Consider the following 19,399-nt stretch of genomic DNA (forward strand, 5'->3'; position numbering starts at 1 on the left):
ATCGCAGCAGTCAACGACGTCTTGCCGTGGTCGACGTGACCGATCGTGCCAATGTTGACGTGCGGCTTATTGCGCTCAAACTTGCTCTTTGCCATTAGTGGCTCTCCATTCTTGTCCCTTGAGGGGAATAATCTTCAAATCTCTGATGGGGCGTACCCCGATCACTTCTGACCGGAGTACTTTGCCTGGATTTCCTGCGCCACGTTCGACGGAACCGGCGAATAGTGATCGAACGTCATCGAGTACTGCGCGCGGCCCTGCGACATGGAGCGCAGGTTGTCGACGTACTTGAACATGTTCGCGAGCGGAACGTGTGCGCTGATCACGATGGTGATGCCACGCGATTCCTGACCCTGGATCTGACCGCGACGCGAGTTCAGATCGCCGATCACGTCACCGACGTAATCTTCAGGGGTGACGACTTCGACCTTCATCATCGGCTCGAGAAGCTGTGCACCAGCCTTCTTTGCTGCTTCACGGAAGCAGGCACGCGATGCGATTTCGAACGCCAGAACCGAGGAGTCGACATCGTGGTATGCGCCGTCGATCAGGGTCGCCTTGACGCCCAGCATCGGGAAGCCCGCGAGCGGACCGGAAGACAGAACGCTTTCGATACCCTTCTGAACGCCCGGGATGTATTCCTTCGGAACAGCACCGCCGACGATCTTGGATTCGAACTTGAATTCTTCGCCTTCAGGGTTCGGTTCGAAGATGATCTTCACGCGAGCAAACTGACCGGTACCACCGGACTGCTTCTTGTGCGTGTAGTCTTCTTCGTGCTGACGCGTGATGGTTTCGCGGTAGGCAACCTGCGGAGCACCGACGGTTGCTTCAACCTTGAACTCGCGACGCATACGGTCAACGAGGATGTCGAGGTGAAGTTCGCCCATACCTGCGATGATCGTCTGACCGGATTCTTCATCCGTCTTGACGCGGAACGAAGGATCTTCAGCAGCCAGGCGGTTGAGCGCGAGGCCCATCTTTTCCTGGTCGCCCTTGGTCTTCGGCTCGATGGCGATCTGGATGACCGGCTCGGGGAATTCCATGCGCTCGAGGATAACCGGCTTCAGCGGATCGCAGAGCGTATCGCCAGTGGTGGTTTCCTTGAGGCCAGCCAGAGCAACGATGTCGCCGGCAAAGGCTTCTTCGATGTCTTCACGGCTGTTGGAATGCATCTGCAGCATACGGCCGACGCGCTCGCGCTTGTCCTTGACCGTGTTGATGACCGACGTGCCCTTTTCGAGCTTGCCGGAGTAGATGCGGGCGAAGGTCAGCGAACCGACGAAGGGGTCGTTCATGATCTTGAACGCGAGCATGGAAAGCGGCTCGCTGTCATCGGCATGACGCTCGATTTCGGCTTCGGTCTTGAAGTCGATGCCCTTGATCGCAGGAATGTCCAGCGGCGAAGGCAGGTAGTCGACGACGGCGTCGAGAAGCGGCTGAACGCCCTTGTTCTTGAACGCGGTACCGCAGAACATCGGGTGGAACTTCACGTCGATGGTGCCGCGGCGAACGAGCGAACGGATCTTCTCGTTGTCGGGCATGATGCCGTTCAGGTAGTCTTCCATCGCTTCTTCGTCGATCTCGACAACGGTCTCGATCAGCTTTTCGCGATATTCTTCAGCCTTGGCCTTCATGTCTTCGGGAATTTCGACGACGTCCCACTGAGCGCCGAGCGATTCGTCGCGCCAGATGAGTGCGTTCATCTCGATCAGGTCGATAACGCCCTTGAACTCGGTCTCAGCGCCGATCGGCAGCTGCATGACAACGGCGGTAGCGCCGAGACGGGTCTTGATCATTTCTACCGAGCGGTAGAAGTCAGCACCGGTCTTGTCCATCTTGTTGCAGAAGATCATACGCGGAACGTTGTACTTCTCAGCCTGACGCCAGACGGTTTCCGTCTGCGGCTCTACACCGGCGTTGGCGTCGAGAAGAGCGATGGCACCGTCGAGAACGCGCAGCGAACGCTCGACTTCAATGGTGAAGTCAACGTGGCCGGGGGTGTCGATGATGTTGAAACGGCGCATCTTGCCATCGCGACCCTTCCAGAAGGTCGTGGTCGCAGCGGACGTGATGGTGATACCACGTTCCTGCTCCTGTTCCATCCAGTCCATCGTGGCAGCGCCATCATGAACTTCGCCGATCTTGTGCGACTTACCGGTGTAATAAAGAATACGCTCGGTGGTCGTCGTCTTACCGGCGTCGATATGCGCCATGATACCGAAATTGCGGTAGTCTTCGATTTTATATTCGCGAGCCATAATGGACTGCCTTTCGATATGCGACCGTTTAAGATTACCAGCGGTAATGCGAGAATGCGCGGTTTGCGTCGGCCATCTTATGCGTGTCTTCACGCTTCTTGACGGCGGAACCGCGGTTGTTCGCAGCGTCCATGAGTTCGCCGGAGAGGCGATCGACCATGGTCGTTTCGTTACGCTTGCGAGCAGCAGTGATCAGCCAGCGGATGGCGAGAGCCTGACGGCGCTCCGGACGAACGTCGACCGGGACCTGATACGTAGCACCGCCAACGCGACGCGAACGCACTTCAACGTGCGGAGCAACGTTGTCGAGGGCGGAGTGGAACACGCCGAGCGGCTCCTGCTTCGTCTTGCCCTGAACGACGTCGAACGCGCCGTAAACGATGCTTTCCGCGACGGACTTCTTGCCGTGAAGCATGATGGCATTCATGAACTTGGTGACGACCAGATCGCCGAACTTCGGGTCCGGGTTGATCTCACGCTTTTCTGCACTATGGCGACGGGACATATTCTTTGTCTCTCAATGTTATTGACGCTAAACCACGCGGAGAACCTCGCGCAGCGCCTGATTGTTGTTGCCGAAAATTACTTCGGACGCTTCGCACCGTACTTCGAACGGCGCTGCTTGCGGTTCTTGACGCCCTGGGTATCGAGAACACCGCGGATGATGTGGTAACGCACACCCGGCAAGTCCTTCACGCGGCCGCCGCGGATCATGACCACGGAGTGTTCCTGAAGGTTGTGACCTTCGCCGGGAATGTAGCCGATGACTTCGAAGCCGTTGGTGAGACGGATCTTGGCAACCTTACGCAGAGCCGAGTTCGGCTTCTTCGGGGTCGTCGTGTAAACGCGGGTGCAAACACCACGCTTCTGCGGGTTTTCCTGAAGTGCAGGAACCTTGTTGCGCTTTACCTGTGCCTGGCGGGGCTTACGGATCAGCTGGTTTACGGTAGGCATATAACCATCCCTTGCAAAAACTACTTTAGCCACCCTCACGGGTGGCGGCTATGCCGTTTCCGGCGACGAAGCACGCATATATCCTCATGCGCAAAACGTGGCCCGATCCGTTTTCACGGATGGACCACCAAGAGCAGAGGACGCCGGATGAGGCGTCTTGCGTGCAACATTCGTGTCTTCTACGTGCAATGAAGCTTCATTTGAGATGATGTCCGGGAAAAACGTTTCCGAACGGCCAGCACAGATAGAGGCTCCGATGGCGGGCGTACTACTGTTTTAGCCAGCTTTCGTCAAGGGCGAATCCGCATTTTGCGCTGGCACCCGAGGCCACAAAGCCTGCGCACAGGCCCTTTGCCCTCTCCTTCTAACATAAGTCACAGCCGGCAACAGCGATTTTGACCTCCGGCCTTTGGCTTTTCACAAAATCCGTCTATTGATTCCCTCAAGCGGGCCGGAGCTGGCACCGCCGCGCGCAAGACCGATTCCGTCCGGCCCGCATACTCCACAACGACATATCAAGGAACCGCGTCATGACAAACCTCCCCGACAACGACAACGGACGCGACGAGCCGATGGTCTTCATCGTCATCGGCAAGGCTTACGAACACGACAATTCCGAAGGCATCGACATCCACGTCATTCTGCGGGCGCCGGACGACGACACCGCCGTACGCGAAACGCTGAACGCGCTTTCGGAGGAAGGTTTCATCGAAGCCGACCTCGACCAGATCGGCATGCTGACTGAAGTTCCGGACGAAGAGCCGCACGCTTCCGCCTATCAGGGCGCCCTCGAGGGCGAAGTCGCCATCATCCGTTTCGCCTGAGGGACCGCCCTCACCGCGACAAATGCGCCGCCACCGATAAAACGGCATCCGCCCACACCAGGGCGGTTGTCTTCCAGGACTTAATGCCAAGCCCGAAATCTTGCGTGCAGCCACCTTTTCCTGCAAAAGACCTCGGTAAATCTCAATATATTAAGTCACTGATAGATTATATACTTTAAATATAATAGTATTATTTGTATTTCCGTTGAAATATACGAAGATCTAAGATTAAAGTGATCCCGACGCATGATTTTGGTGGCGGGTTGGATAATATATCTTCGGCAGACATTATAGATGACATTTACGAGGCAGCACTTTTTCCCGATCGCTGGGCGAACGTGATAGCCGCAATCGGCCAACGGCTCGATTTCTGGGGCGGCGCGCTCACCTGGGGCAAAGGCGAGGATGAAGCATGGCTCTATCCGCCCAATTTCCAGGAGCTCATGCAAGCCTTCATGAAGGGCGGCTGGAACCACCGCAATGATCGCCTCACACGCGCTGTCCGCGAGGGCCAATTTTCCTTCGTGCATGATTTCGATATCTTTACCCCTGACGAATGGGAGGGGCTGCCAATCGTGCGCGATTTCCTGATGCCGCGTGGACTGGGATATGGGGTGGCAACGCAGGTTGCGCCGCCGGATCATCCCGAAATGACTCTCCTGTTCGAACGCAAGCTCGACAGAGGAGTCATTGGTCCGGAAACCATGGCGGCACTTGGCCGGCTGAGGCCGCATATCGCCCGCAGCCTCACCCTCGCAACAGGGCTGCAACGCCAGAAAGCAGATGCCATCACGCTCGGCCTCAACGCCATCGGTGCGCCGGCGGCGGTGCTCCAGGCAAGCGGACGCGTTCTTTCCACAAACAACCTGTTCGAGGCGACCAAAAAGTGTATTTCCACCCGCGCCCGCGACAGGATCTTGATCTTGGACGAGAGAATAAACCGGCTGCTCTACAAGGCGCTCGCCAGCGGCAGTGTCAGTTCCCTACCCCTGCCGACAAGCGAAGACAGGGTGTGCATCCTTCACGTCATACCGCTGCGCAAGGACGCGCTGGATTTATCCCCTAACGGCAGCGCCATCGTGCTGATATCGCAACCATCGGACACCGTTGCCGACGTCACGCCGCTTCTGAAGGGATTATACGATCTCACCAAGGGCGAGGCCCGTGTCGCGCTGGAAATCCTGAAGGGTCTTTCACTTCCCTCCGTGGCAAAGCAACTTCAAATCTCGCACGAAACGGTTCGCAGCAACGCCAAGTCTATCTATGCAAAGACCGGCAGTACGGGCCAGACCGATCTCGTTCGCCGGCTTTCCGTTTTGACGCGCTACACCATCGGTGAGCAGGAAAGACCCCGAGACGGGACTAGCCATGTGAAGGACCAGATCTGACCTTCGAACCCGACCAAAACAAAAAACGCCCGGATTACTCCGGGCGTTTTTTTACTGAACTTTGGCGGGGCTTCGTAAAGCCCCTGCCCTTGAGCAGACCTTATTCGGCCGGAGCCGGATCCGTCATGTCCTGCAGCATCTGTGTTGCAGAGCCTGCACCCGTACCCTTGCGGCGTTCCTCGAGAATGAGGTCGTCGCGCGAGGTGGCGATGCGGCGGATCTGCGTCATGGTGCCGCCGGTACCGGCCGGGATGAGGCGGCCGACGATGACGTTTTCCTTGAGGCCCTGCAGCGTATCCGTCTTGCCGGCGATCGCAGCTTCCGTGAGAACCTTGGTGGTTTCCTGGAACGATGCGGCCGAGATGAAGGACGGCGTCTGCAGCGACGCCTTGGTGATGCCGAGAAGAACCGGATCGCCATAGGCGGGCTTCTTGCCTTCTTCGATCAGGCGGTCGTTGTTGTCGTCAAGCTCGATACGATCGACATTGTCGCCAACGATGTAGTGGCTGTCGCCCGCATCGGTGATCTCGACCTTCTGCAGCATCTGGCGAACGATCACCTCGATGTGCTTGTCGTTGATCACAACGCCCTGCAGTCGGTAGACTTCCTGGATTTCGTTCACGAGGTAGGAAGCCAAAGCCTCTACGCCCTTGATTGCCAGAATGTCGTGCGGTGCCGGATTGCCGTCGAGAATGTATTCGCCCTTCTCGATGTAGTCGCCTTCCTGAAGATGGAAGGGCTTGCCCTTCGGGATCAGGTATTCGACCGGCTCGACGCCATCTTCCGCAGGCTCGATCATCACGCGACGCTTGTTCTTGTAGTCGCGACCGAGGCGGATCGTACCATCGATCTCAGCGATGACAGCATGATCCTTCGGACGACGTGCTTCGAACAGTTCGGCAACGCGCGGCAGACCACCGGTGATGTCCTTGGTCTTGGCGCTTTCCAGCGGCGAACGTGCAAGCACGTCACCCTGGAAGACCTTCGAACCAGGCTCAACCGACAGGATCGCGTCCACCGAGAGGTGGAAGCGAGCTTCGCCACCGCGGCTAAGCTTTGCAACAGCGCCGGAAGCATCCTTGATGATGATCGCGGGCTTGAGGTCCGAACCACGCGGCGTCGAACGCCAGTCAATGACCTGACGCTTGGTGATGCCGGTGGATTCGTCGGTGGCTTCCAGAACGGAAAGACCGTCGACGAGGTCCTCGAAGTGAACGGTACCTTCCACTTCCGTCATCATCGGACGTGTGTAGGGGTCCCACTCTGCAAGACGCTGGCCGCGTTTTACCTTGTCGCCATCATCAACGAAGATCTTCGAACCATAAGCGACGCGCTGCGAGGAACGTTCCACGCCACGCTCATCGAGAATGGTGACCGACATGTTACGGCCCATTGCGATGAGAACGCCATCGGAGTTCCGCAGGATGTTGCGGTTCTTGATCTGGATCGTGCCTTCGTACGAAGCTTCCAGGAACGACTGGTCGACCACGTTTGCCGTACCGCCAAGGTGGAAGGTACGCATGGTGAGCTGCGTGCCCGGTTCACCGATCGACTGTGCGGCGATGACGCCAACGGCTTCGCCCATGTTGACCGGAGTACCGCGAGCAAGGTCACGACCGTAGCAGACGCCGCAAACGCCGACCTGCACTTCGCAGGTCAGTGCCGAGCGGATACGGACGGACTGGATGCCAGCCTTCTCGATGATTGCAACGTCGGCTTCGTCGATCAACGTTCTGGCCTTGACGATGTTCTCGCCAGTTACCGGATTGTCGATGTCATCAAGAGCCGTACGGCCGAGGATACGTGCGCCGAGCGAGGCAACGACCTGACCGGCATCAACGATGGCGGTCATGGTGAGGCCCTTGTCGGTGCCGCAATCCACGGAGTTAACGATGCAATCCTGTGCCACGTCGACGAGACGGCGGGTAAGGTAACCCGAGTTCGCCGTCTTCAAGGCGGTGTCTGCAAGACCCTTACGGGCACCGTGGGTCGAGTTGAAGTACTCGTTAACGGTCAGGCCTTCCTTGAAGTTCGAGATGATCGGCGTCTCGATGATTTCACCCGAGGGCTTGGCCATCAGGCCGCGCATGCCGCCCAGCTGACGCATCTGGTTCGGTGAACCGCGGGCGCCCGAATGGCTCATCATGTAGATGGAGTTCATCGGCTTCTGGCGGCCCGTTTCCGGGTCGAATTCCACAGCCTTGATGCGCGCCATCATTTCTTCGGCGACCTTTTCGGTTGCCTTACCCCAGGCGTCGACAACCTTGTTGTACTTTTCGCCCTGGGTGATGAGACCGTCGTTATACTGCTGTTCGTATTCCTTCACCAAGGCTTCGGTGTCACCGACGATCTTAACCTTGCTGTCCGGAATGACCATGTCGTCCTTGCCGAACGAGATACCGGCGCGGCAAGCGTGAGCAAAGCCGAGCTGCATGATCCGGTCGCAGAAGATGACCGTGTCTTTCTGGCCGCAATGACGGTAGACCGTGTCGATCATCTTGGAGATGTTCTTCTTGGTCATTTCCTGGTTGCAGACGTCGAACGGCACGTTGACGTTCTTCGGCAGAAGTTCGCCAATCAGCATACGGCCAGGCGTCGTTTCATGGATCTTAGAAACCGGCTTGCCGTCAGCATCCACGGTCTTGAAACGACCACGGATCTTGGCATGCAGCGTCACGACCTTGTTTTCAAGCGCGTGATGCAATTCGCCGATGTCCGAGAAGGCCATGCCTTCGCCGGGCTCATTCTGGTTCATGATCGACAGGTAATACAGGCCGAGAACCATGTCCTGCGAAGGAACGATGATCGGATGGCCGTTTGCCGGATGCAGGATGTTGTTGGTCGACATCATCAGCACGCGGGCTTCAAGCTGGGCTTCAAGCGACAGCGGCACGTGAACGGCCATCTGGTCACCGTCGAAGTCGGCGTTGAAAGCCGTGCAGACGAGCGGATGCAGCTGAATGGCCTTGCCTTCAACCAGCATGGGTTCGAAGGCCTGGATACCCAGACGGTGAAGCGTCGGTGCGCGGTTCAGAAGGACCGGATGCTCGCGGATAACCTCGTCGAGGATATCCCAAACTTCAGGCTTTTCCTTTTCAACCAGCTTCTTGGCCTGCTTGACGGTCGAGGAGTAACCCTTGGCGTCGAGGCGGGCATAGATGAACGGCTTGAACAGCTCGAGCGCCATCTTCTTCGGCAGGCCGCACTGGTGCAGCTTCAGTTCCGGACCGGTCACGATGACCGAACGGCCTGAATAGTCGACGCGCTTGCCGAGAAGGTTCTGGCGGAAGCGGCCCTGCTTGCCCTTGAGCATGTCGGACAGCGACTTCAGCGGACGCTTGTTCGCACCCGTGATGACGCGACCGCGACGGCCGTTATCGAACAGCGCATCGACGGATTCCTGCAACATACGCTTTTCGTTGCGGATGATGATACCAGGCGCGCGAAGCTCGATCAGGCGCTTCAGACGGTTGTTACGGTTGATGACTCGGCGATAGAGATCGTTGAGGTCGGACGTTGCGAAACGGCCACCATCCAGCGGAACCAGCGGACGAAGGTCCGGCGGAATAACCGGAACGACCTTCATGATCATCCATTCCGGACGATTGCCGGATTCCATGAAGTTCTCAACGATCTTGAGACGCTTCATGAACTTCTTCTGCTTGAGATCCGAGGTGGTCTCCGCAAGCTCGGCACGCAGGTCACCGGCGATCTTTTCGAGGTTCATCGAAGCGAGCATCTCGTAGATGGCTTCAGCGCCGATCATGGCGGTGAACTGGTCTTCGCCAAACTCGTCAACGGCGATCATGTACTCTTCCTCGGACAGAAGCTGGTTCTGCTTCATCGAGGTGAGGCCGGGTTCGGTGACGATGTAGTTCTCGAAATAGAGAACGCGTTCGACATCCTTCAGCGTCATGTCGAGCAAGGTCGAGATACGCGAGGGAAGCGACTTCAGGAACCAGATATGGGCAACGGGCGCTGCGAGCTCGATATGGCCCATGCGCTCACGGCGAACGCGCGACAGCGTAACTTCAACGCCGCACTTTTCGCAGATGATGCCCTTGTACTTCATGCGCTTGTACTTGCCGCACAGGCATTCGTAGTCCTTGATAGGTCCGAAAATGCGCGCGCAGAAGAGACCATCGCGTTCCGGCTTGAACGTACGATAGTTGATGGTTTCCGGCTTCTTGATCTCGCCGTAGGACCACGACAGGATTTTTTCCGGCGAAGCGATCGAAATCCGGATGGAATCGAAATGCTGCGCAGGCACCTGAGGATTGAAAAGATTCATGACCTCTTGGTTCATGCCTTGTCTCCTTGAGAGGCTAGCTGCTGCCCCTGTTTGCATCTGGACCGGCTTCTTCCCGGGTCACCGTCCAGAGCTTTAAATACGGATTAACCGCACAATGCGGCGAAAGTGTCCCGCGGCAACCATTGGTCGCCGGGGAACCGGCAGGCGCCAACACGGCGCCCGCCTCTCTCATCTTTATTCCGCTGCGTCGGGCAGCTGATCCTCGGGCTGGGTCTCGACCTTCGAGTTCTCCAGTTCGACCGAAAGACCGAGCGACCGCATTTCCTTGACGAGAACGTTGAAGCTCTCGGGGATACCGGCCTCGAAGGTATCGTCGCCACGGACGATCGCCTCGTAGACCTTGGTGCGGCCCGCCACGTCGTCCGACTTGACGGTGAGCATTTCCTGCAGCGTGTAAGCCGCGCCGTATGCTTCCAGAGCCCAGACTTCCATTTCCCCGAAGCGCTGTCCGCCGAACTGCGCCTTGCCGCCCAGCGGCTGCTGGGTAACGAGCGAGTAAGGACCGATCGAGCGAGCGTGGATCTTGTCGTCAACAAGGTGGTTCAGCTTGATCATGTACATGTAGCCGACGGTGACCTTGCGGTCGAACGGCTCGCCGGTACGACCGTCATAAAGAACGGACTGACCGGATTCATGCAGACCTGCCTTCTTCAGCATCGCGGCAACGTCGGGTTCATGCGCACCGTCGAAGACCGGGGTCGCGATGGAAACACCGCGCTTGGCTTCTTCGGCAAGCTTGACCAGCGATTCGTCGTCGAAGCGCTTTACCTCGTCATGCGATTCACTCGCATAGATTTCGGTAAGCTCCGTGCGAAGCTCGCTGATGTCCATCGTCTTGCGATACTCTTCGAGCATCTCGCCGATCTTCTTGCCCATACCTGCGCATGCCCATGCGAGGTGGGTTTCGAGGATCTGGCCGACGTTCATGCGCGAAGGCACGCCGAGCGGGTTCAAGCAGATGTCGACATGCGTGCCGTCTTCGAGGAACGGCATGTCCTCGACAGGAACGATACGCGAGACGACGCCCTTGTTACCGTGACGGCCGGCCATCTTGTCGCCCGGCTGGATCTTGCGCTTCACAGCGACGAAGACCTTGACCATCTTCATGACGCCAGGAGGCATTTCATCGCCGCGCTGGACCTTCTCGACCTTGTCCATGAAGCGCTGTTCAAGGCGCGACTTGGATTCGTCGTACTGGCCGCGAAGTGCTTCCAGTTCAGACTGGGCCTTCTCGTCTTCGACTGCAAACATCCACCACTGCGAGCGGGGATATTCGGAGACGACGGCGTTGGAAAGCTCGACACCCTTCTTGAAGCCCTTCGGACCGGCGATGGAAACGTGACCACGCAGCATGTCGATCAGGCGGCCGTAGACGTTACGGTCGAGAATTGCCTGTTCGTCGTCGCGGTCCTTTGCCAGACGTTCGATCTCTTCGCGCTCGATTGCCATCGCGCGCTCATCCTTCTCCACACCGTGACGGTTGAAGACGCGGACTTCCACAACGGTACCAAACGTGCCCGGAGGCATGCGCATGGAGGTGTCGCGAACGTCGGAAGCCTTTTCACCGAAGATGGCGCGCAGAAGCTTTTCTTCCGGCGTCATCGGGCTTTCGCCCTTCGGCGTGATCTTGCCGACGAGGATATCGCCCGGCTGAACTTCCGCACCGATGTAAACGATGCCGGCTTCGTCGAGGTTCTTCAGCGCTTCTTCCGAAACGTTCGGAATGTCGCGCGTGATTTCTTCCGGACCAAGCTTCGTGTCACGCGCCATCACTTCGAATTCTTCGATGTGGATGGAGGTGAACACGTCGTCGGAAACGATACGTTCCGACATCAGGATCGAGTCTTCGTAGTTGTAGCCGTTCCAGGGCATGAACGCGACGAGCGCGTTACGGCCGAGCGCCAGATCGCCGAGGTCGGTCGACGGACCATCAGCGATGATGTCACCCTTGGAGATGATGTCACCGACAGCGACCAGCGGACGCTGGTTGACGCAGGTGTTCTGGTTCGAACGCTGGAACTTCTGCAGACGGTAGATATCGACGCCCGACTTGCCGGCATCGAGTTCTTCCGTAGCGCGGATAACGATACGGGTCGCATCCACCTGGTCGACGACACCGCCGCGGCGAGCCGCGATGGCAGCGCCGGAGTCACGGGCGACGATCGGTTCCATGCCTGTGCCGACGAACGGCGCTTCCGCCCGCAGAAGCGGAACGGCCTGACGCTGCATGTTCGAGCCCATGAGAGCGCGGTTGGCGTCGTCGTTTTCCAGGAACGGGATGAGAGCCGCTGCGACCGAAACGAGCTGCTTCGGCGAAACGTCCATCAGGTTAATGTTGTCGCGCGGTGCGAGCATAACTTCGCCCGAGTGACGGCAAACAACGAACTCTTCAGTGAAGGCGCCTTCGCCATCGAGCTCGGCATTGGCCTGTGCGACGTAGTACTTGGCCTCTTCCATGGCGGAGAGGTAGATAACGTCGGTCGTCACCTTGCCGTCGATGATCTTGCGGTACGGGCTTTCGATGAAGCCGTACTTGTTGACGCGGGCAAAGGTGGCAAGCGAGTTGATCAGACCGATGTTCGGGCCTTCCGGCGTTTCGATCGGGCAAATACGGCCGTAGTGGGTCGGATGAACGTCGCGGACTTCGAAGCCGGCGCGCTCACGGGTCAGACCACCCGGTCCAAGAGCCGAAAGACGGCGCTTGTGGGTGATTTCCGAAAGCGGGTTCACCTGGTCCATGAACTGCGACAGCTGCGAGGAACCGAAGAATTCGCGAACGGCGGCAGCTGCCGGCTTCGCATTGATCAGGTCCTGCGGCATCACGGTGTCGATTTCGATCGAGGACATACGTTCCTTGATCGCACGTTCCATGCGCAGAAGGCCGAGGCGGTACTGGTTTTCCATCAGCTCGCCGACCGAACGAACACGGCGGTTGCCGAGGTTGTCGATGTCGTCGATTTCGCCCTTGCCGTCGCGCAGTTCGACCAGCATCTTGACGACAGCGAGGATGTCTTCCTTGCGCAGCGTGCGCACGGTGTCTTCCGCGTCGAGGTCGAGACGCATGTTCATCTTCACGCGGCCAACAGCCGAGAGATCATAACGTTCTGCATCGAAGAACAGCGAGTTGAACATCGCTTCTGCCGAATCCATGGTCGGCGGCTCACCCGGACGCATGACGCGGTAGATGTCGAACAGCGCTTCCTGGCGGTTCTGGTTCTTGTCCGCATGCAGCGTGTTGCGGATATAGGCGCCAACATTGACGTGGTCGATGTTGAGGACCGGAATCTCGTCAAAGCCGGACTGAAGAATGAGGCCAAGCGTCTTTTCGTCGATTTCGTCGCCGGCTTCGAGATAGATCTCACCCGTCGAGTAGTTGACGATGTCTTCGGCAAGGAAGTTGCCGTAGAGGTCTTCGTCAGTCGCCTTAAGTGCCTTCAGGCCCTTGTCGACGAGCTGGCGGATAAGACGCGGAGTCAGCTTCTTGCCACCTTCGACAACGACTTCACCAGTGTCGGCGTCGATCATGTCGGTGATGACCTTGGCATTCTTCAGCGTTTCAGGCTGGAACGGAATGCGCCAGCCATCGCCGGAGCGCTCGTAGGAAGCCTTGCTGTAGAACGTCGACAGGATTTCTTCACCATCCATGCCAAGCGCCATCAGGAGCGAGGTCACGGGCAGCTTGCGGCGACGGTCGATACGCGCATAAACGATGTCCTTGGCGTCGAACTCGATGTCGAGCCAGGAACCGCGATACGGGATGACGCGGGCAGCGAACAGAAGCTTGCCGGAAGAATGGCTCTTGCCCTTGTCGTGGTCAAAGAATACGCCCGGCGAACGGTGCATCTGCGAAACGATGACGCGCTCTGTACCGTTGACGATGAACGTACCGTTATTGGTCATGAGCGGCATGTCGCCCATGTATACGGACTGTTCCTTGATGTCCTTGATGGACTTCGCGCCTGTATCCTCGTCGATATCGAACACGATGAGGCGCAGCGTCACTTTCAGCGGCGCTGCGTAGGTCAGATCGCGCTGACGGCATTCCTCGACGTCAAACTTCGGCGCTTCGAATTCGTAAGACACGAATTCGAGCATGGATGCGCCGGAAAAATCGGTGATCGGGAATACGGATTTGAATACGGCATTCAATCCCTCGTCGGGACGGCCACCCTTGGGCTCGTCAACCATGAGAAACTGGTCATACGAAGCCTTCTGAACCTCGATGAGGTTCGGCATTTCCGCTACTTCTGGAATTTTGCCGAAAAACTTGCGTACGCGCCTGCGACCGTTAAACGAAAGGGTCTGAGCCATCGTCGCTCCTTTAAAATTGCATCCGGGCCTGCAACGGACGGGAACCGATGGCCAGTCGATCCCGTCAAGCAATGGGTGTCATCAATCTCGTTCCACATCCCGGATCGATCAGGCCGGATTGCCTAGATGAGCCGGTTCGGAACCATTCTCTTGAAGAACCCATTACCCAAAAGCCATTTTCACGCGGCTTTTGGGTAATAAGTTTTAAAACGATGACGACGGAAAGGGGCATGAAGCCCCTTCCCGCCAGCAATCGCAAGATTACTTAACGTCGACCTTGGCGCCAGCGTCTTCAAGCTTCTTCTTGAGGTCAGCAGCTTCAGCCTTGGAAACAGCTTCCTTGACAGCCTTCGGAGCGCCTTCAACGAGGTCCTTAGCTTCCTTCAGGCCGAGACCCGTGATAGCGCGGACTTCCTTGATGACGTTGATCTTGTTGGCGCCAGCGTCAACCAGGATCACGTCGAATTCGGTCTTTTCTTCTTCAACGACAGCAGCAGCGCCAGCACCGCCAGCAGCAGCAACAGCTACCGGAGCAGCGGCGGAAACGCCCCACTTTTCTTCGAGAAGCTTCGACAGTTCTGCAGCTTCCAGAACGGTCAGGGTGGAGAGGTCTTCAACGATCTTTGCGAGATCAGCCATTTTGATAGTTCCTTTTGTTCAGTTCGAACCAGTTTGAATAATTACAGCGAAAAACCGCCTTAAGCGGCTTCGTCCTTCTTGGCGTAAGCCGAGAACACCCGTGCAAGCTGGCTTGCAGGTGCTGCGACAACCGTGGCGACGCGAGTTGCCGGGGCGTTGAGTAGGCCCAGCAGCTTTGCGCGCAGCTCGTCCAGCGAAGGCAGGGTCGCAAGCGACTTGACTGCTTCGGCGTTGAGCGTGGTTGCGCCCATGGAACCGCCGAGAACAACGACTTTATCGTTGGTCTTTGCGAAATCCATGACGACTTTCGGAGCAATCATAGGGTCGACGCTGTATGCAATCAGCGTCTGGCCCTTGAAGAGATCTGTCATCCCTTCCGACTCCGTGCCCTGAAGAGCGATCTTGGCCAGGCGGTTCTTCGCGACCTTGACGGTGCCTCCGGCAGCGCGCATTTTCGAACGGAAGTCGTTCATTTGCGCAACGGTGACACCAGCATAGTGGGCCACGACAACCGAACCGGAAGCCTTGAAGACTTCGTTCAGCTCCGTGACGAATTCGCGTTTTTCCGCTCTTTCCACTGTCTGTCTCCAGTAGACGGGGCCACATAAGTGTGAACCCGTCGGGTTTGCCTTTGCCCCAAGGGACCTTTTTACAAAGATCCCGAGCGACGCTCGAGGATCCTGTCCCCCGCTCTGTCGCCGCAAACGGCTTCAGGCACAGGCACACCAGGTTCGAACCGGACAGTCAGGCATCTGCGATGCCTCAAATCCAGCCTCACCCGTCTCATGCAGGTTGAATGATTAAGGCCAAACCCCGAAGGACATGGCCACCCGCAATCTCGGACAGGAGTTCCGGGTTTCCCCGGAAATCTCCGGCTCCCTGAGAGCCGGAAATTCTTTTAATCACGCTCCCCGACAGGGAAGCACGAGAATTGATTAAGCCGTAACCGACGAAGGTTCGATCTTGACGCCCGGACCCATGGTCGAGGAGATGGCAACGCGCTTGACGTAGTTGCCCTTGGCACCCGTCGGCTTTGCCTTGATGACCGCATCGGCAAAAGCCTTGATGTTTTCTTCAAGAGCCTTGGCGTCGAACGAAGCCTTGCCAATACCAGCGTGTACGATACCGGCCTTTTCGACGCGGAACTCGACAGCGCCACCCTTGGACGCCTTGACGGCGCCGGCAACATCCATCGTCACCGTACCGACCTTCGGGTTCGGCATCATGCCACGCGGGCCGAGTACCTTGCCGAGACGGCCGACGAGCGGCATCATGTCCGGGGTCGCGATGCAACGATCGAAGTCGATCTTGCCGCTCTGAACGATTTCAACAAGCTCTTCTGCGCCAACAACGTCAGCACCAGCAGCCGTGGCTTCATCAGCCTTGGCGCCACGTGCAAAAACGGCAACGCGAACGTCACGGCCCGTGCCGTTCGGCAGGTTGACAACGCCGCGAACCATCTGGTCCGCATGGCGCGGGTCAACGCCGAGGTTCATCGAAACTTCAACGGTTTCGTCGAACTTGGCGACTGCACGTTCCTTGACCATCGAAATGGCGTCGGTGAGAACGTAGAGCTTGTTAGGATCCACACCTTCGCGGATCTTCTGAATACGCTTTGCTACCTTGGCCATGATCAACCTACTACTTCCAGGCCCATGGCGCGGGCAGAGCCCTCAACCATTGCCATTGCGCCTTCGATATCGGCAGCATTCAGATCCTTCATCTTGGCTTCAGCGATCGTCTTGACCTGAGCCTTGGTGATGGAGCCAACCTTGGCGCCCTTGCCAGGCGTCTTGGAGCCGGAGGTGATCTTCGCTTCCTTCTTCAGCCAATAGGTCATCGGCGGCTGCTTCATGACGAAGGTGAAGGACTTGTCCTGGTAATAGGTGATGACGACCGGAATCGGCATACCCTTTTCCATTTCCTGCGTGGCGGCATTGAACGCCTTGCAGAATTCCATGATGTTGATGCCGCGCTGACCAAGTGCAGGACCGATCGGCGGGGACGGATTGGCCGACCCTGCCTTCACCTGCAGCTTGAGCTGGCCCATAACTTTCTTAGCCATATCTCTCTGCCTTTCAATTCAAACCGGTTTCCCGGCTTCTCTCTAGCCGGATCGCTCCGGCGGCTGCGGTTGCGTGGTGCGGCGCCCTGCCCCGGCTATGGGAGCCCGTTTGCCTTCCACGCGATTGGGGTTTCACCCCTCCAGTCAGACCTTCTCGACCTGACTGTATTCCAGTTCGACCGGCGTAGCGCGGCCGAAAATCGAAACTTCCACTTTCAGGCGCGAACGCTCTTCGTCGACATCCTGAACAACGCCGTTGAACGACGCGAACGGACCATCGGAAACGCGAACCTGCTCGCCGACCTCGAACGAAACCGAAGACTTCGGACGCTCGACGCCTTCCTGAACCTGACCGAGGATACGATCGGCTTCATAATCCGGAATCGGAACAGGCTTATTGTCCGAACCGAGGAAACCGGTCACCTTCGGCGTGTTCTTGATGAGGTGATAGGCCTCATCCGTCAGGTTGGCGCGCACAAGCACGTAACCTGGAAAGAACTTGCGCTCGCTGTCGACCTTGCGGCCACGACGCACCTCGACAACCTTTTCGGTCGGCACGAGGATTTTCTCAAAAAGATGATCAAGACCCTTCTGACGAGCCTTCTCTTCGATCGACTCAGCGACCTTCTTTTCGAAATTCGAATATGCGTGAACGATATACCAGCGCGCTGCCATTTTTATTCTCCGTTCAATCCGTTACCGGCCGACGTTCAGCACGAGGCTAAGCACCCAGCCGATGAGCTGGTCAGCAGCAAAAAAGAACAGAGCCGCAAAAATGACCATCACAAGCACCATAGCCGTCGAAATCATGGTCTCGCGGCGCGACGGCCAAGTGATTTTAGACGCTTCGGCGCGAACCTGCTGCAGAAACGTAAACGGATTGGTTTTGGATGCCATTGACTGCCCACGCAATTACGGCGCGTAAAGCCGAACTAATCAGCCCCACGCACCGCGTGTCTGTTTTGACCTTACATAAACACCGATTCCAGTTTTAACAAGAGGAAATCGACATTCGGCGAAATTCGCCGGAAAACCGGCACCCATCTGCCATGCAGCGAAGACCGCGCTTGCGGATGGAAAGTGGCAGGGGCAGTAAGGCTCGAACTTACGACCTGCGGTTTTGGAGACCGCCGCTCTACCAACTGAGCTATACCCCTTTAACACCTTAGCCGACCACGAAAATCACTTGGCCGCTTCGGTATGCGTTCCCTTTAAGGCGCACGGAAAAGAATGGCAAGCGCTTTTTATTCGCTTTCGGAAGAAACTGTTGACACCCTCCCCACCACGTTTTTTCCTCGGCCGCTTAACCGGTTACCCCCAAGCCCGTCACCTCAACGAACCCCTCGCGACATCCAAATGCGCTGGTTTGATACCTTTCGCAAACCGACCTTTAATCTATTACGGCTCAAGCGCACTGCGATTGGACCTGATCAACTGACGCTCCCGATACTTGCGCTTGAAGTGTGCGACGTTGCGCGTCACCGAACGCCGCCATTTACGGACTGTCGCCAGCGAAAAGAATCTGTCGAGTTCTTGCGCCACACCGCGCCAACCACGGCGTTTCTTAAAGCCATAATTGCTGCGGCCAAATCCCGAATGGCTGACGCCGGTTTCGGCCAACCACGCCATGATCGCGCCCTGATCCTTATAAAAGATACTAATTTCCGCCTCTGTCCGGAAACCAGCATAACCTTGCGGTAGTTTTTTATAGCAGGACAACCTCTTGACGGTCGGATTGAAGGTGAAGCTATGCCAGACACGATGCGCGGTCGGCGGTATTCGCCAATACCCTACATCTTCAACTGCCTGCGCCTTACGCCGAATGTCACGGGGCATGTCGTCATCGGTTCTGAGTTGAACGAGCGCCACTTGCGGGTCCCGCTTCAGTATTTCGATGCCCCTGCCCACAACCTTAGAAACAGGAAATGCCCAGTCGTCTTCGAGATGCAGGATGTAAGGGGTTTGCACTTCCGAATATGCCCGGTCGATAGAGCGGTGCTGCCCAATGTTGACGCCGTTCAAAATGACGCGGATCGGTTGCTCTGGATACCGCGCCGGAATCGCCCACACCGATTCGTCGTCAGAGTCCTCGATAATGATAAATTCCCGTAGCGGGTAATCATTAGTAGAGAAGAAGCTATCGAGAGTTCCGATGAGAAGATCAGGACGGCGGCAGCTGGTGAGCACAACAGTTAAATCGGACATGAAGTCGTCTCGGAAGAAAACTGGCCGATGAAAACAAGCCAGCCAAGCCTAGGTTGATGTCGCCTCGTCTACGCCAGACGCATTACAGGCGAATAATGATCGCCAGACCTCGGGGAAATTATTCAAAAGAAGAATACATTATAACCCCTGAAATATAGCGCGTGCGCTATGAGCATAAATCGAAATACGACATCCGATTACATCTTCACATTAGAAAAATATACGAATCTTTCAACTATATAAATTTACAAAAATCAATTTTTACATAAAAAAAACGGCGGTGCCGAAGACACCGCCGTTTTAGAACTAGATTTTTAAATCCGGCGAAACCGCCGTCTGTCGAAGATTACTCGACGATAGAAGCGACGATGCCGGCGCCGACGGTACGGCCGCCTTCGCGGATAGCGAAGCGCAGCTTTTCTTCCATCGCGATCGGAACG

General features: G+C 57.0%; 16 protein-coding genes, 1 tRNA gene and 1 pseudogene. 2 read left to right on the plus strand and 16 right to left on the minus strand.

What is annotated here, in order from left to right; all coding sequences use genetic code 11:
- From FB593_RS26715 to rpsL, 4 genes are all read right to left on the minus strand, one after another.
- The coding region (locus FB593_RS26715) for a GTP-binding protein (RefSeq protein WP_018010120.1) at positions 1–95 on the minus strand (95 nt) is incomplete at its 3' end.
- A 66-nt stretch (positions 96–161) separates the two neighbouring features.
- The gene (gene fusA / locus FB593_RS26720) at positions 162–2,261 is read right to left on the minus strand and encodes an elongation factor G (RefSeq protein WP_003519335.1); all 2,100 of its coding nucleotides are present in this window, start codon (positions 2,259–2,261) and stop codon (positions 162–164) included.
- A gap of 34 nt (positions 2,262–2,295) precedes the next feature.
- A complete protein-coding gene (rpsG, locus tag FB593_RS26725; protein WP_003507761.1) occupies positions 2,296–2,766 on the minus strand; it encodes a 30S ribosomal protein S7 in 471 nt (156 codons plus the stop codon).
- Between the two features lie 77 nt (positions 2,767–2,843).
- Positions 2,844–3,215 carry a 30S ribosomal protein S12 gene (gene rpsL / locus FB593_RS26730; protein ID WP_003507760.1) on the minus strand — a complete coding sequence of 124 codons (372 nt, stop codon included), beginning with the start codon at positions 3,213–3,215 and terminating at the stop codon, positions 2,844–2,846.
- 530 nt (positions 3,216–3,745) lie between these two features.
- Here rpsL and FB593_RS26735 point away from each other — a divergent pair.
- Both FB593_RS26735 and FB593_RS26740 read left to right on the plus strand, forming a co-directional pair.
- Positions 3,746–4,039, plus strand: a complete 294-nt coding sequence (locus FB593_RS26735) for a hypothetical protein (protein ID WP_003519341.1) — start codon at positions 3,746–3,748, stop codon at positions 4,037–4,039.
- A gap of 263 nt (positions 4,040–4,302) precedes the next feature.
- On the plus strand, positions 4,303–5,427 hold the full coding sequence (locus tag FB593_RS26740; protein ID WP_080800353.1) for a helix-turn-helix transcriptional regulator: 1,125 nt from the start codon (positions 4,303–4,305) through the stop codon (positions 5,425–5,427).
- Between the two features lie 100 nt (positions 5,428–5,527).
- On the opposite strand, the gene rpoC is transcribed toward FB593_RS26740, so the two are convergent.
- The 12 genes and pseudogenes from rpoC to FB593_RS26795 form a co-directional block, all read right to left on the minus strand.
- On the minus strand, positions 5,528–9,733 hold the full coding sequence (gene rpoC / locus FB593_RS26745; protein WP_003519344.1) for a DNA-directed RNA polymerase subunit beta': 4,206 nt from the start codon (positions 9,731–9,733) through the stop codon (positions 5,528–5,530).
- Positions 9,734–9,913: 180 nt separating this feature from the next.
- A complete protein-coding gene (gene rpoB / locus FB593_RS26750; RefSeq protein WP_013636439.1) occupies positions 9,914–14,050 on the minus strand; it encodes a DNA-directed RNA polymerase subunit beta in 4,137 nt (1,378 codons plus the stop codon).
- A 64-nt stretch (positions 14,051–14,114) separates the two neighbouring features.
- On the minus strand, positions 14,115–14,282 hold the full coding sequence (locus FB593_RS27675) for a hypothetical protein (RefSeq protein ID WP_153793990.1): 168 nt from the start codon (positions 14,280–14,282) through the stop codon (positions 14,115–14,117).
- A 29-nt stretch (positions 14,283–14,311) separates the two neighbouring features.
- A complete protein-coding gene (rplL, locus tag FB593_RS26755; RefSeq protein ID WP_003519347.1) occupies positions 14,312–14,689 on the minus strand; it encodes a 50S ribosomal protein L7/L12 in 378 nt (125 codons plus the stop codon).
- A gap of 59 nt (positions 14,690–14,748) precedes the next feature.
- On the minus strand, positions 14,749–15,267 hold the full coding sequence (gene rplJ / locus FB593_RS26760; protein ID WP_003519348.1) for a 50S ribosomal protein L10: 519 nt from the start codon (positions 15,265–15,267) through the stop codon (positions 14,749–14,751).
- Positions 15,268–15,624: 357 nt separating this feature from the next.
- Entirely contained in the window at positions 15,625–16,320 is a 696-nt protein-coding gene (gene rplA / locus FB593_RS26765) for a 50S ribosomal protein L1 (protein WP_026331088.1), read from the minus strand.
- 2 nt (positions 16,321–16,322) lie between these two features.
- Positions 16,323–16,754, minus strand: coding sequence for a 50S ribosomal protein L11 (gene rplK, locus FB593_RS26770; RefSeq protein ID WP_003519352.1), 432 nt, complete (start codon positions 16,752–16,754; stop codon positions 16,323–16,325).
- Positions 16,755–16,898: 144 nt separating this feature from the next.
- A complete protein-coding gene (gene nusG, locus FB593_RS26775) occupies positions 16,899–17,429 on the minus strand; it encodes a transcription termination/antitermination protein NusG (RefSeq protein WP_003519353.1) in 531 nt (176 codons plus the stop codon).
- Between the two features lie 21 nt (positions 17,430–17,450).
- Positions 17,451–17,651: a preprotein translocase subunit SecE gene (gene secE, locus FB593_RS26780; protein ID WP_003507689.1), complete on the minus strand. Its 201-nt coding sequence runs from the start codon at positions 17,649–17,651 to the stop codon at positions 17,451–17,453.
- A 184-nt stretch (positions 17,652–17,835) separates the two neighbouring features.
- Positions 17,836–17,911: transfer RNA gene (locus FB593_RS26785), tRNA-Trp, on the minus strand.
- Positions 17,912–18,152: 241 nt separating this feature from the next.
- Positions 18,153–18,959, minus strand: a complete 807-nt coding sequence (locus FB593_RS26790; RefSeq protein ID WP_112392106.1) for a glycosyltransferase family 2 protein — start codon at positions 18,957–18,959, stop codon at positions 18,153–18,155.
- Between the two features lie 346 nt (positions 18,960–19,305).
- Positions 19,306–19,399 (minus strand): annotated as a pseudogene (locus FB593_RS26795) (elongation factor Tu); the annotation flags it as partial.

It is taken from the genome of Rhizobium sp. SJZ105, assembly GCF_007828365.1.
GTDB classification, from domain to species: domain Bacteria; phylum Pseudomonadota; class Alphaproteobacteria; order Rhizobiales; family Rhizobiaceae; genus Agrobacterium; species Agrobacterium tumefaciens.

Bases quoted from the DNA above. Each gene is read 5' to 3' on its own strand.
- fusA (WP_003519335.1), bottom strand. From the start codon at position 2,261: ATGGCTCGCGAATATAAAATCGAAGACTACCGCAATTTCGGTATCATG.
- rpsG (WP_003507761.1), bottom strand. From the start codon at position 2,766: ATGTCCCGTCGCCATAGTGCAGAAAAGCGTGAGATCAACCCGGACCCG.
- rpsL (WP_003507760.1), bottom strand. From the start codon at position 3,215: ATGCCTACCGTAAACCAGCTGATCCGTAAGCCCCGCCAGGCACAGGTA.
- FB593_RS26735 (WP_003519341.1), top strand. From the start codon at position 3,746: ATGACAAACCTCCCCGACAACGACAACGGACGCGACGAGCCGATGGTC.
- rpoC (WP_003519344.1), bottom strand. From the start codon at position 9,733: ATGAACCAAGAGGTCATGAATCTTTTCAATCCTCAGGTGCCTGCGCAG.
- rpoB (WP_013636439.1), bottom strand. From the start codon at position 14,050: ATGGCTCAGACCCTTTCGTTTAACGGTCGCAGGCGCGTACGCAAGTTT.
- FB593_RS27675 (WP_153793990.1), bottom strand. From the start codon at position 14,282: ATGCCCCTTTCCGTCGTCATCGTTTTAAAACTTATTACCCAAAAGCCG.
- rplL (WP_003519347.1), bottom strand. From the start codon at position 14,689: ATGGCTGATCTCGCAAAGATCGTTGAAGACCTCTCCACCCTGACCGTT.
- rplA (WP_026331088.1), bottom strand. From the start codon at position 16,320: ATGGCCAAGGTAGCAAAGCGTATTCAGAAGATCCGCGAAGGTGTGGAT.
- rplK (WP_003519352.1), bottom strand. From the start codon at position 16,754: ATGGCTAAGAAAGTTATGGGCCAGCTCAAGCTGCAGGTGAAGGCAGGG.
- nusG (WP_003519353.1), bottom strand. From the start codon at position 17,429: ATGGCAGCGCGCTGGTATATCGTTCACGCATATTCGAATTTCGAAAAG.
- secE (WP_003507689.1), bottom strand. From the start codon at position 17,651: ATGGCATCCAAAACCAATCCGTTTACGTTTCTGCAGCAGGTTCGCGCC.
- FB593_RS26790 (WP_112392106.1), bottom strand. From the start codon at position 18,959: ATGTCCGATTTAACTGTTGTGCTCACCAGCTGCCGCCGTCCTGATCTT.